Here is a 12,670-nt window from a genome sequence, read left to right as displayed (position 1 = left end):
TCGGCAGAAACACCGTCTGGCGGGGAGCCAGACGGTGGAGAGGTTACGCTTTACGCGTTGCCGCTTTCATTGCGCTCACAAACGTTTTCAGCTCAGCCAGCATTTGCTCTGGCTTGTCCACGTTCTTCTCAATGATTTTAACGATAGCGGAGCCTGAAATTGCACCGGCTGCGTTAGCGTCAATTGCCGCGGTGACCTGATCGGGAGATGAAATCCCAAAGCCCTGCAGCGGAGGGGCCGCGTGGTATTCAGCCAGCTTCTCGACCAGATGATGCAGAGGCAGCGCCGCTTTGTTCTCCGCGCCGGTTACACCCGCACGGGAGAGCAGGTAGGTATACCCGCGACCATAAGAGGCAATCTGGCGCAGCAGTTCATCATCGGCGTTTGGTGGGCAGATGAAGATAGGTGCCACGTTATGGCGCATCGCCGCCTGGCGGAACGGCGCAGATTCTTCAACCGGTACGTCTGCCACCAGCACCGAGTCAACGCCCACGCGCGCGCATTCTGCATAAAAGGTATCAATACCGCGACTGAAGACCAGGTTAGCATACATCAACAGGCCAATCGGAATGGTCGGGTGCTTCTGGCGGATAGCGGCCAGCATCTCAAAACATTGCCCCGGGGTGACACCAGCCGCGAATGCCCGCAGCGTTGCGTTCTGGATAGTCGGGCCATCGGCCAGAGGATCGGAAAACGGAATACCCAGCTCCAGCGCATCGGCACCGGCCTCAATCAGGGTGTCGATAATTTTCAGCGACTGCTCAGGACCCGGATCACCCAGCGTCACGAAGGGAACGAACGCGCCTTCCTGGCGAGATTTCAGTGATGCAAATGCGTTATCGTAGCGTTCCATCAGATTTCCCCTCGTGCTTTCAAAATATCGTGAACGGTGAAGATGTCTTTATCACCGCGACCGGAAAGGTTAACCACCAGCAGTTGCTCTTTTTCCGGGTTCTCTTTCATCATTTTTAGCGCATGCGCCAGGGCGTGAGAGGACTCCAGGGCAGGAATGATCCCTTCGTGGCGACAGAGCGTTTTAAACGCCTCCAGGGCTTCGTCATCGGTAATGGAAACGTAGTCCGCACGACCGGTACTGTTCAGGAAGGCATGCTGAGGCCCAACGGAAGGGAAATCCAGGCCTGCCGAGATAGAGTATGACTCTTCAATCTGGCCGTCATCGGTCTGCATCATCGGTGCTTTCATACCGAAGTAGATCCCAACGCGACCATGTTTCAACGGTGCGCCGTGCTCACCGGTTTCAATTCCGTGGCCTGCAGGTTCAACGCCAATCAGCCCGACGCTGGTTTCGTCGATGAAATCAGCGAACATGCCGATAGCGTTAGAGCCACCGCCAACGCAGGCGATCACCGCATCCGGCAGGCGACCCTCTTTTTCCAGGATCTGCGCTTTGGTCTCTTCGCCAATCATGCGCTGGAATTCACGCACAATCGTCGGGAACGGGTGCGGGCCTGCAGCGGTGCCAAGCATATAGTGCGCGGTTTCATAGCTGCCAGACCAGTCGCGCAGCGCTTCGTTACACGCATCCTTCAGCGTCGCGGAGCCGCTGTGCACCGGGATCACTTCAGCGCCCATCAGACGCATACGGAATACGTTAGGTGACTGGCGCTCAACGTCTTTTGCGCCCATGTAGATGCGGCATTTCAGACCGAGAAGGGCGCTGGCAAGGGCTGATGCCACCCCGTGCTGGCCTGCGCCAGTTTCAGCGATGATTTCGGTTTTACCCATCCGTTTTGCAAGCAGCGCCTGACCCAACACCTGGTTGGTTTTATGCGCGCCGCCGTGCAGCAAATCTTCACGCTTAAGATACAGCGTAGTTTTGGTGCCTTCGGTCAGGTTACGGCATTTCGTCAGGGCCGTTGGACGGCCAGCGTAGTTTTTCAGCAGGTCGGTAAACTCAGCCTGAAACGCCGGATCTTTCTGCGCGCTCACGAACGCTTCTTCCAGCTGGCGCAGGGCGGGCATCAGGATTTGCGGGACGTACATCCCGCCGAACTCACCAAAATAGGGGTTTAGTAATGTCGTCATCTTCTCTTCCTTAATATGCACGCAGAGTTTTAAATACCGAGGCCAGCTTACTGGCATCTTTGATGCCCGGTTGCGACTCTACGCCTGAATTGAAATCGAGGCCCGCGCAGCCCGCTTTGGCGGCTTCCACGCAGTTATCCGGGCTAAGTCCACCCGCCAGCAAAACATTGTCCAGCACTTCGCCGTGCAACAGGGACCAGTCAAAACGCTGTCCCGTGCCGCCCTGGCCATTATCGAGTACGTATTTATCAACATGATTCAGGTTACGCTCAGGCAACCTGTCGCCCACGCTCTGCGCTTTCCAGATTTGCACCTGAGGTGCCAGTGCGCTGCGCAGGGCATCGATATAGGCCTGATCTTCGTTGCCATGAAGCTGCACCGCATGCAGAGATAACGCTTCGGCTTTTGCTACCACGTCGGCGATATCCGCGTTGCGAAAGACCCCCACATAGCTGAGTGGCGCTGCCGTCATCACCTGACGCGCCTGCGCTTCGGTCACCACGCGAGGGGAGGAGGCGACAAAAATCAGCCCGCCGTAAATCGCACCGGCTTCATACGCGGCCAGGGCATCCTCTTCACGGGTCAAGCCGCACACTTTGTTTTCACCCAACAGTACGCGGCGCACCGCGGCATTGAGATCGTCATGTTCCATCATTGCTGAACCAATCAGGAAACCGTTGGCGAAATGGCTCAGCTCGCGGACCTGTGCGTAGCTGTTAATACCGGATTCACTGATCACGGTGACGCCAGAGCCCAGACGCGGCGCCAGCTGGCGCGTGCGGTTCAGGTCAATCGACAGGTCACGCAGATCGCGGTTGTTGATGCCGACCACTTTGGCTTTCAGCGCAATGGCGCGTTCCAGCTCCTCTTCGTTGCTCACTTCGGTCAGCACGCCCATATTCAGACTGTGCGCAACCGCAGCGAGCTGGCGATACTGTTCGTCATCCAGCACTGAGAGCATCAGCAGGCAAGCATCGGCCTGGTAAAAGCGTGCCAGCCAGATCTGATACGGGTCGATAATAAAGTCTTTGCACAGGATCGGTTGTGGCGCGATCCCGCTGACAACAGGCAGGAAATCGAAGCTGCCCTGGAAATACTTCTCATCCGTCAGCACGGAGATGGCTGACGCATGATGTTTGTAGATACCGGCAATTCGCGCCGGATCGAAATCGTCACGGATAACGCCTTTCGACGGGGACGCTTTTTTGCACTCAAGAATAAACGCGGTGCGTGCGCCCTGCAGAGCATCATAGAAACGACGGCTGCTCGGGACAACGTCATTCTGGAAGCTGGCCAGCGGCTGCTGTGCTTTACGTGCTTCCACCCAGATGGCCTTATCGGCAACGATTTTCGCTAAAACGGTCTGCATTCTTTACCCTCTTGCCGCAAGTGCGGTAACGCGATCGTAAGCTGCACCTGAGCGCAGTACGTTCAGAACTTTTTGTGCGTTGGCTTTGAGGTCTTCCTCGCCGTGCAAACGCATCAGCATCGCGACGTTGGCAGCGACGGCGGCCTCGTGGGCGACCTCACCTTTACCTTGTAATAAGCGCGTCAGAATGTCACGGTTTTCTTCAGGCGTGCCGCCCGCCAGCGCTTCCTGATGGTAAGGCGTTAAACCAAAGTCGCTCGCCTCCAGCTGATAGCTCAGGATTTCACCGTCGCGAAGTTCGGCCACCAGCGTTGGCGCATGCAGCGACACTTCATCCATTCCCCCACTGTGAACCACCGCGGCACGTTGATAACCCAGCACGCGCAGGGTCTCTGCAATCGGCAGAACCAGCTCCGGGCTGTAGACGCCAATCAGCGCCAGCGGCGGATGGGCCGGGTTGATCAGCGGGCCGAGCACGTTAAACAGCGTGCGGGTTTTAAGCTGCTGGCGAACCGGCATCGCATGGCGGAAACCGGTGTGATATTTCGGCGCAAACAGGAAGCAGACGCCCAGGTCGTCCAGGGCTTCACGCGAACGTTCGGCGTTCATCTCGAGATTGATGCCGAATGCGGCCAGCAGGTCCGACGATCCCGACCGGCTGGAGACGCTGCGGTTACCGTGCTTCGCCACTTTCAAACCACAGGCAGCCGCCACGAAGGCGCTGGCGGTGGAGATATTGATGCTGTTGCTGCCGTCACCACCGGTACCGACGATATCCGCAAACATGTAGTCCGGGCGCGGGAACGGGGCGGCATTTTCCAGCAGCGCCGTTGCCGCACCGGCAATTTCCTGCGGGCTTTCACCGCGAACTTTCATGCTCACCAGCGCGGCCGCCAGTTGTTCAGGCTTCAGTTCACCGCGAACCACGGCGGAGAAGAGCTGGTGGCTCTCCTGCTGGCTCAGGGTCTGTGCCTGATACAATTTTTCCAGAACAGGTTGCAGGGTGTTGGTCTGTTCCAGTTTCTGCAGCGCCCAGTCCAGGGTCTGTTCCAGCAGACGCGCGCCGTGAGAGGTGAGGATTGACTCCGGATGGAACTGCATCCCACAGACACGATCGGTATCGTGACGTACGGCCATCACCATGCCTTCGAACGAGGCGTTAATGGTCAGGCCTGCCGGGATGTTGCTGCCGACCAGCGAGTGGTAGCGCGCCACCGGCAGCGGATTCGGCAGCCCGGCAAACATCGCCTGACCGTCATGTTCAATGCTGGAGGCTTTACCGTGCAGGATTTCACCCGCCTGGCCGACGTATCCGCCATAGGCTTCAACAATCGCCTGATGCCCCAGGCAGATGCCGATAATAGGCAACTTGCCGCGCATACGGGTCAGAAGTTCAGGCATACAGCCCGCTTCACTGGGGGCGCCGGGGCCAGGAGAGAGCATCAGCACCGGGTTTTGCATGGTTGCCAGACGCTCAATCAGGGTTTGCGCCGGCACGTGGTTACGATAGATAACGACGTTGTGACCATTCGCACGCAGCTGATCTGCCAGGTTATAGGTAAAGGAGTCGATATTATCGAGCAGCAGAATGTCAGCCATCAGAAAATCTCCTGTGCATGGTGTGCGGTAGCGATGGCGCGCAATACCGCGCGAGCTTTATTGCGCGTTTCGTCAGCTTCAGACTGCGGAACAGAATCAAGAACCACCCCGGCGCCCGCCTGGACGGTGGCAATGCCGTCTTCAACATAGGCAGAGCGGATAACGATGCAGGTATCAAGGTCACCGTGCGCGGTGAAATAACCCACCGCACCGCCATAGCTGCCACGACGACGCCCTTCGGCGGCGGCGATAAGCTGCATCGCACGGACTTTCGGCGCACCGCTCAGGGTGCCCATATTCATGCAGGCGCGATAGGCGTGCAGCACGTCGAGGTCGTTGCGCAGTTCACCCACCACGCGGGAGACCAGGTGCATCACGAAGGAGTAACGGTCGACTTTCGTTAAGTCAGCCACATAGCGGCTGCCGGGAGTACAAATGCGGGCCAGATCGTTACGCGCCAGGTCAACCAGCATCAGGTGCTCGGAGAGCTCTTTGTGGTCGGTGCGCATTTCCAGTTCGATACGGCTGTCGAGATCGCGATCCAGAGAGCCATCGGCGCGACGCCCGCGCGGACGTGTACCGGCAATCGGGTAGATCTCGATCTGGCGGCTGGTGGCGTCGTATTTCAGGGAGCTTTCCGGTGACGCACCAAACAGGGTGAACTCGTTATCCTGCATAAAGAACATATACGGGCTTGGGTTGCTCTTTTTCAGCACGTCATAGGCCGCCAGCGGCGACGGGCAGGGCAGTGAGAAACGACGGGACGGGACGACCTGGAAAATTTCCCCGGCGCGAATCGCCTTTTGCATCTGACGCACCACGGCACCGTACTGATCGTCGGTCTGGTTAACCTCACAGGTCATCTTCTCTACATGCTGAACCGGCAGTGCGGGTGGCGCTTCGGTCATTTGCTGTTGCAGCTGAGCAATGCGCTGCTCAAGACGTGTTTTCTCGGTCACGGATGGCGTGAACAGGCTCGCCTGAATACGGGTGTATTTTTTCTGATGGTCGATCACCAGCAGGGTTTCGGCCAGGTAGAAGCAGTAGTCAGGGCAGCGGTTGCCCTGTTCGGTTTCCGGCAGGTCTTCGAAACCGGCGACCAGATCGTAAGCAAACAGCCCGCCAAAGAACATCGCTTCGCGTTCATCTTCTGGTACCGAGACCAGGTTTTGCAGCAGGCGGAAGGCATCGAAGACTGACAAAGAACAGAGGCGTGCATCTTCGTCCAGCAGTTGGCTGACAGGCGGGAAATGCAGTACCCGCACTTCCGGGTGACGTTCATTCTCGATGCCCGCTGGGAGGGAGGCGTCCAGCAGTGGCAGCAGCGCGGCACCGTTCTCAGAGAGCGCCTTAATCGTGACAGTGTCACCCAGCGCGGTAATGCGCAATGCGCTGTCGACCAGCAGCAGGCTCTTAAGATCGTCTTTACTGTCAATATCCGCGGATTCCAGCAGCAACGTTGCCGGACGCGCACCGCAGACCTGATGAAACAGCGCGGTTGGGTTGTGGCGATAGACCGCCTCGCAGGTCAGCAATTCGAGGTGTGGTTTGGCTGTTTGCATTATGTTGTTCTCATTTATTCTGTTCAAAAAAAAGCCCGCTTAGTCGCGGGCTGGGTATCTGTTTGCATTTTGCAGACGTGTGACACTGCCCGATAATCAGGATGTGCGCCACCAACCGTGCAGAGTGAAATGTGCTGTCATTTTCAGATACCTTTCTCGTGTGAACTTGCGTACTAGTTAACTAGTTCGATGGCAAGTTGTCAACCCTTGATTTCAGAATTTCGCGCCAAGCCGTTATCATAGGGGTTTCGGATGTCTTTAACCTGCTATGGGAAGTGCTTTGAGCGATACCACCTACGCCGTAATTTATGATTTACACAGCCATACTCAGGCCTCTGATGGCCTGCTGACACCCGAAGCCCTGGTTCATCGCGCCGTTGAAATGCGTGTCGGCACGCTGGCGATAACCGATCACGATACGACAGATGCTATTCCCGCGGCGCGCGCCGAAATTGCCCGCAGCGGACTGGCGCTGAATCTGGTGCCCGGCGTCGAAATTTCGACAGTCTGGGAAAATCACGAAATACACATTGTTGGCCTCAATATCGATATTGAACATCCGGCAATGCGTGCGTTTTTGCAAGAACAAAAATCGCGCCGCAACGAACGCGCCGAAATGATTGGTGAGCGACTGGAAAAAGCGCATATTCCCGGAGCGCTGGAAGGTGCACAGAAACTGGCAAACGGTGGGGCGGTGACGCGCGGCCATTTTGCCCGTTTTCTGGTTGAGGCGGGCAAAGCCACGACGATGGCGGACGTGTTTAAAAAATATCTGGCACGCGGGAAAACCGGTTACGTTCCGCCACAGTGGTGTACAATAGAACAAGCTATTGATGTCATTCATCATTCTGGCGGTAAGGCCGTGCTCGCCCATCCGGGGCGGTATAATCTTTCTGCTAAGTGGCTGAAAAGACTGCTGGCACACTTTGCCGAATGTGGCGGTGAGGCGATGGAAGTCGCCCAGTGTCAGCAGGCGCCCAATGAGCGTGCACAGCTCGCAACCTACGCGCGTCAGTTCGGTCTGCTGGGTTCGCAAGGGTCGGATTTCCATCAACCCTGTGCGTGGATCGAGCTGGGACGCAAGCTCTGGTTGCCCGCAGGCGTTGAGCCTGTCTGGCAGCTCTGGGAACAGCCGCAGAAAATTGAAGAGAGGGAAGTATGAGTCAGTTTTTCTATATTCATCCGGATAACCCGCAGCCACGCTTAATTAATCAGGCCGTGGAGATCGTTCGCAAAGGCGGCGTGATTGTCTACCCGACCGATTCTGGCTACGCGCTGGGCTGTAAAATTGAAGACAAAGGGGCGATGGAGCGCATTTGCCGCATTCGTCAGCTGCCGGACGGCCATAACTTTACCCTGATGTGCCGCGATCTTTCTGAACTGTCGACCTACGCGTATGTCGATAACGTGGCGTTTCGTCTGATCAAAAATAACACGCCGGGCAACTACACCTTTATTCTTAAAGGAACCAAGGAAGTGCCGCGCCGACTGTTACAGGAAAAGCGTAAAACCATCGGGATGCGCGTACCGTCCAACCCGATTGCGCAGGCGCTGCTGGAAACCCTCGGCGAGCCGATGCTTTCGACTTCTTTAATGTTGCCTGGCAGCGAGTTCACCGAATCCGATCCCGAAGAGATTAAAGACCGTCTGGAAAAGGTGGTCGAGTTGATTATTCATGGCGGCTACCTTGGTCAGCAGCCAACCACCGTTGTTGACTTAACCGAAGATGCGCCAGAAGTCATTCGTGAAGGCGTGGGTGATGTTAAGCCTTTCTTGTAAGGGTGTAAGCAGATATACTACGCGGCCATCAAAGCAGGGCTGAGCCCTCTTTTGACCTGATTCGACGCCTGTGAAGGCGACACCTGAGGAAGCTCAATGAGCGAGAAGTTACAGAAAGTGCTGGCGCGTGCCGGCCACGGTTCACGCCGTGAAATCGAAGCCATTATTGAAGCGGGTCGCGTGAGTGTGGACGGTAAAATCGCCACGCTGGGTGACCGCGTAGAAATCGTACCGGGATTGAAGATCCGCATCGACGGTCATCTTATCTCCGTGAAAGAGTCCGCTGAGCAGATTTGCCGCGTGCTGGCGTATTACAAGCCAGAAGGCGAGCTGTGCACGCGCAACGACCCTGAAGGTCGCCCGACGGTGTTTGATCGTCTGCCTAAACTGCGCGGTGCTCGCTGGATTGCCGTGGGGCGTCTGGACGTGAATACCTGCGGCCTGCTGCTGTTTACCACTGATGGTGAACTGGCAAACCGTCTGATGCACCCTAGCCGTGAAGTGGAACGCGAATACGCCGTGCGTGTCTTCGGCCAGGTTGATGAGAATAAACTGCGCGATCTGTCACGCGGCGTTCAGCTGGAAGACGGTCCTGCGGCATTTAAAACCATCAAATTCACCGGTGGCGAAGGCATTAACCAGTGGTACAACGTTACCCTGACTGAAGGCCGTAACCGCGAAGTGCGTCGTCTTTGGGAAGCGGTAGGCGTTCAGGTGAGCCGTCTGATCCGTGTCCGTTATGGCGACATCCTGCTGCCAAAAGGTCTGCCACGGGGTGGTTATACCGAGCTGGATCTGACACAGACTAACTACCTGCGTGAACTGGTTGGCCTGACGCCAGAAACCACCTCTAAAGTGGCGGTGGAAAAAGATCGTCGTCGTATGAAGGCGAATCAGATCCGTCGTGCGGTGAAACGCCATAGCCAGGTGAGCAGCAACCGCCGCTCTGGCAGCCGTAACAACAACGGTTAACATAAAAGCCCGGTGATGATCACCGGGCTTTTTTCTTAGTAATCAATACCGATTTGCGCTTTGATTCCCGCGTCAAACGCGTGTTTGACCGGACGCAGTTCGCTGACGGTATCAGCAAGCTCCAGTATTTCCCGATGACAGCCACGCCCCGTGACGATAACCGTCTGGTGCGCCGGACGTTGTTGTAGCGCCTCCAGTACCACATCCAGCGGGAGATAGTCGTAGGCCACCATATAGGTTATCTCATCCAGCAGAACCATATTCAGGGCGGGGTCTGCCAGCATTCTTTTGGCGTGCTCCCAGACTGCAAGACAAGCTGCAGTATCGGTTTCCCGGTTCTGCGTATCCCATGTAAAACCTGTCGCCATCACCTGAAATTCAACGCCATGCGGTTCAAGCAGATTACGTTCGCCGTTCGGCCATTCGCCTTTGATGAACTGAATGACGCCCACTTTCTGCCCGTGACCGACAGCACGCGTGGCGGTGCCAAATGCCGCGGTAGTTTTACCTTTGCCGTTACCGGTAAAGACGATAATTATCCCGCGCTCGTCCTGTGCGGCCGCAACGCGCGCATCGACCTGTTCCTTCAGACGCTGCTGGCGTTGTTGATGACGTTCTTCACTCATTGCGAAATCCCTGGTTTACGGCCCGGCTGGGCATCGAAGGTCATCCCCGTTTTACGACGGCTGTCGTCGCCCATCAGCCAGAGATAGAGCGGCATAATGTCTGCGGGTGTTTTTAGTTTCTGCGGGTCTTCCGACGGGAAGGCGCTGGCGCGCATTTTGGTGCGTGTTCCTCCCGGGTTAATGCAATTTACGCGCAGATGGCGGCTTTGATACTCTTCCGCCAGCACCTGCATCATCCCTTCAGTCGCGAATTTCGAGACGGCATATGCCCCCCAGTTGGCTCGACCTTCGCGGCCTACGCTTGAGGAGGTAAAGACCAGCGAGCCGGACTCGGATTTAAGTAATAAAGGAAGCAATGCCTGCGTCAGGAAAAACGTACCGTTGACGTTGACTTGCATCACCTGCTGCCAGATATCGGGATCCTGTTCATCCATAGGACGGACTTCTCCCAGCAAACCCGCATTGTGCAAGACACCGTCCAGCCGCGGATAGTGGGCGCTAATACGGTGAGCAAGCTCCTGGCACACTGCTGGCGTGCAGGTGAGTAAATCGAGGGTATACCACGGGGCCGGAATGCCGCCTGCCGCCTCTATTTCCTGCGCGACGCTTTTCAGTTTCTCTTCGTTACGACCAATAAGAATAACGCTCGCGCCATAGTCAGCGTAGGTCAGGGCCGCCTCGCGACCAATTCCGTCGCTGGCACCGGTGACCAGAATGATGCGATTTTGCAGCAGATTTTTTTGCGGTTGATAATGCACGGGGACTCCTCTGGCGCGCAGTGACGCAATGACGCCTTCTTTATGACTTTTCGGCTTTATGCCCGAATTAGCATGAGAATTCAATCAGTCTACAGGAGGCATTACTGTAAAATTAACAATTTGCAAATATTTAAACCCCCATGAGGGGATTCCTGAAGCAGGCTCGCAGAGGTAATGTCACGAGCGAGACGCATGGGCAGGGCTGTTGTACACTGCCGTGAAAGAATCGTGGTTAAACAAGGTGGAACGCGTGGAATTACTTTCTCAGTATGGGTTGTTTTTGGCCAAAATCGCAACGGTGGTGATTGCCATTGCGGTGATTGCCGTTCTGATTGTAAACCTGACGCAGCGTAAGCGTCAGCGTGGGGAGTTACGCATTACCCGCCTGAGTGAGCAGTATAAAGAGATGCAGGAAGATATGTCTCTGTCGCTGCTCGATAGCCATCAACAGAAGCAGTGGCTTAAAGCGCAGAAGAAAAAGCATAAACAGGAAGCCAAAGCGGCAAAAGCGAAAGCAAAGCTCAATGCACCGCAGGATGAGGCAAAGCCACGCGTCTATGTGCTCGACTTTAAAGGCAGCATGGATGCGCATGAAGTTTCTTCTTTGCGCGAAGAGGTCACTGCCGTTCTTGCCGTGGCAAAACCGCAGGATCAGGTGGTGGTGCGTCTTGAAAGCCCGGGCGGTGTGGTACACGGTTATGGACTGGCTGCGTCACAGCTGCAGCGCCTGCGTGAAAAACAGATCCCGCTGACCGTTGCGGTGGATAAAGTCGCTGCGAGCGGTGGCTACATGATGGCCTGCGTCGCGGATAAAATTGTGGCGGCACCGTTTTCTATTATTGGTTCAATCGGTGTGGTTGCGCAAATCCCTAACTTTAACCGCTTCCTCAAAAACAAAGAGATCGACATTGAACTGCACACGGCCGGGCAGTACAAACGCACTCTGACGCTGCTGGGTGAAAACACGGAAGAGGGGCGTCAGAAATTCCGTGAAGATCTCAATGAAACGCACCACCTCTTTAAAGACTTTGTGCACCGTATGCGCCCATCGCTCGATATTGAGCAGGTTGCCACGGGGGAGCACTGGTACGGGATCCAGGCCCAGGAGAAAGGACTGGTAGATGAAGTGGGCACCAGCGATGACCTGCTGCTGAGCCTGATGGATGGCCGTGAGCTGGTGGGCGTGCGCTTTACGCAGCGCAAGCGTCTGCTCGATCGCTTTACCAACAGTGCGGCAGAAAGTGCCGATCGGCTGTTGCTCCGCTGGCTACAGCGCGGACAAAAACCGTTGCTGTAAACAAAAACGCGAGGCTCAGGCCTCGCGTTTTGCATTAATCAACCAGGTGATATTTCTCTGAAAGCGTATGCGCCAGGTATTTAAACATGTTAAACACGGCGGTGCTTTTCGGGGTAGGTAGCCCCTGTTCGTCAAGGAAGTATTCGCCGCTGAAAACCAGCACGCCATTACGCTGTTCTACGCCGGTGGCTTCAATGCCCGCCAGAGTATCTTCATGATCACGGATAAGCTTGTTTGCTTCGATAAGCAGAGAGACTCGGTCAATTGGTTGGGTCGTATTGTGCATAATCCACTCCTTAAACAGTGACAATAGTCTACGCCGAGGGCGCTTTGGGGGCAAATTTTCCCTGTAATCTGAGGGGATAAGGCGCAGGAGCCTGGCTGGCGTGATTTGCTTTTGCATGCTAATAAAGTTGCGTAACGGATTTTATCAGGTAGAGTGTGCGCTTTCGTCATTCTGGCAACAGAATTGCTTGACATTCGACCGGTAATTCGTCACGAATCATATGAGGCGTGAGAAAAATACCCGAAAACTCAATCACCTGGGCGTCTTTTCTCTGACGTTCGGTAAGACAAAGGGGTTGATATCCCCTGACGCAGTCGCAATATCAATGACGCGTCGTCAGTGGAAGGGAAATCAACGTGCGGCGTATTCCTGGAAG

Annotated in this window: 13 protein-coding genes and 1 other annotated feature; of the genes, 4 read left to right on the top strand and 9 right to left on the bottom strand. The window is 55.8% G+C overall.

The genetic code is table 11. The features are described 5' to 3' along the window. Positions 1-43: 43 nt before the first annotated feature. The 6 genes from trpA to trpL form a co-directional block, all read right to left on the bottom strand. Complete coding sequence (gene trpA / locus QRN24_RS05480) at positions 44-853, bottom strand: tryptophan synthase subunit alpha (RefSeq protein ID WP_040017647.1); 810 nt, start codon at positions 851-853, stop codon at positions 44-46. After that, positions 853-2,046, bottom strand: a complete 1,194-nt coding sequence (gene trpB, locus QRN24_RS05475) for a tryptophan synthase subunit beta (protein ID WP_020882431.1) — start codon at positions 2,044-2,046, stop codon at positions 853-855. The genes trpA and trpB overlap by 1 nt, the downstream gene beginning before the upstream one ends. 10 nt (positions 2,047-2,056) lie before the next feature. Then, positions 2,057-3,415, bottom strand: coding sequence for a bifunctional indole-3-glycerol-phosphate synthase TrpC/phosphoribosylanthranilate isomerase TrpF (trpCF, locus tag QRN24_RS05470; protein ID WP_014170383.1), 1,359 nt, complete (start codon positions 3,413-3,415; stop codon positions 2,057-2,059). Positions 3,416-3,418: 3 nt separating this feature from the next. Then, positions 3,419-5,014, bottom strand: coding sequence for a bifunctional anthranilate synthase glutamate amidotransferase component TrpG/anthranilate phosphoribosyltransferase TrpD (gene trpD, locus QRN24_RS05465; RefSeq protein ID WP_014170382.1), 1,596 nt, complete (start codon positions 5,012-5,014; stop codon positions 3,419-3,421). Continuing rightward, positions 5,014-6,576, bottom strand: coding sequence for an anthranilate synthase component 1 (locus QRN24_RS05460; RefSeq protein ID WP_025203978.1), 1,563 nt, complete (start codon positions 6,574-6,576; stop codon positions 5,014-5,016). Before QRN24_RS05460 ends, trpD begins: the two co-directional genes overlap by 1 nt. 25 nt (positions 6,577-6,601) lie before the next feature. Then, positions 6,602-6,696 (bottom strand) — a sequence feature (Trp leader region). Continuing rightward, positions 6,673-6,717: a trp operon leader peptide gene (trpL, locus tag QRN24_RS22700; RefSeq protein ID WP_106993556.1), complete on the bottom strand. Its 45-nt coding sequence runs from the start codon at positions 6,715-6,717 to the stop codon at positions 6,673-6,675. It overlaps the preceding feature by 24 nt. A gap of 127 nt (positions 6,718-6,844) precedes the next feature. Here trpL and rnm point away from each other — a divergent pair, with 127 nt between their 5' ends. From rnm to rluB, 3 genes are all read left to right on the top strand, one after another. Beyond that, positions 6,845-7,738 carry an RNase RNM gene (rnm, locus tag QRN24_RS05455; protein WP_106504174.1) on the top strand — a complete coding sequence of 298 codons (894 nt, stop codon included), beginning with the start codon at positions 6,845-6,847 and terminating at the stop codon, positions 7,736-7,738. Beyond that, entirely contained in the window at positions 7,735-8,355 is a 621-nt protein-coding gene (locus QRN24_RS05450) for an L-threonylcarbamoyladenylate synthase (RefSeq protein ID WP_003856793.1), read from the top strand. Before rnm ends, QRN24_RS05450 begins: the two co-directional genes overlap by 4 nt. A gap of 96 nt (positions 8,356-8,451) precedes the next feature. Further along, positions 8,452-9,327 (top strand): 23S rRNA pseudouridine(2605) synthase RluB, encoded by an 876-nt coding sequence (rluB, locus tag QRN24_RS05445; RefSeq protein ID WP_008502809.1) that lies wholly within the window; start codon positions 8,452-8,454, stop codon positions 9,325-9,327. Positions 9,328-9,362: 35 nt separating this feature from the next. On the opposite strand, the gene cobO is transcribed toward rluB, so the two are convergent. Next, positions 9,363-9,953, bottom strand: a complete 591-nt coding sequence (cobO, locus tag QRN24_RS05440; protein WP_025203995.1) for a cob(I)yrinic acid a,c-diamide adenosyltransferase — start codon at positions 9,951-9,953, stop codon at positions 9,363-9,365. Then, complete coding sequence (locus QRN24_RS05435) at positions 9,950-10,711, bottom strand: YciK family oxidoreductase (RefSeq protein ID WP_020882436.1); 762 nt, start codon at positions 10,709-10,711, stop codon at positions 9,950-9,952. Before QRN24_RS05435 ends, cobO begins: the two co-directional genes overlap by 4 nt. 250 nt (positions 10,712-10,961) lie before the next feature. On the opposite strand from QRN24_RS05435, the gene sohB reads away from it, so the two are divergent. After that, complete coding sequence (sohB, locus tag QRN24_RS05430) at positions 10,962-12,008, top strand: protease SohB (RefSeq protein WP_049022540.1); 1,047 nt, start codon at positions 10,962-10,964, stop codon at positions 12,006-12,008. Positions 12,009-12,042: 34 nt separating this feature from the next. Here the strand turns inward: sohB and QRN24_RS05425 are convergent, their stop codons facing one another. After that, complete coding sequence (locus QRN24_RS05425; RefSeq protein ID WP_020882438.1) at positions 12,043-12,294, bottom strand: YciN family protein; 252 nt, start codon at positions 12,292-12,294, stop codon at positions 12,043-12,045. Positions 12,295-12,670 lie beyond the last annotated feature (376 nt).

This window comes from Enterobacter sp. MEB024 (genome assembly GCF_030209635.1).
Classification (GTDB): Bacteria; Pseudomonadota; Gammaproteobacteria; order Enterobacterales; family Enterobacteriaceae; genus Enterobacter; species Enterobacter ludwigii.
This window is presented reverse-complemented; position numbering and strand designations above follow the sequence as displayed.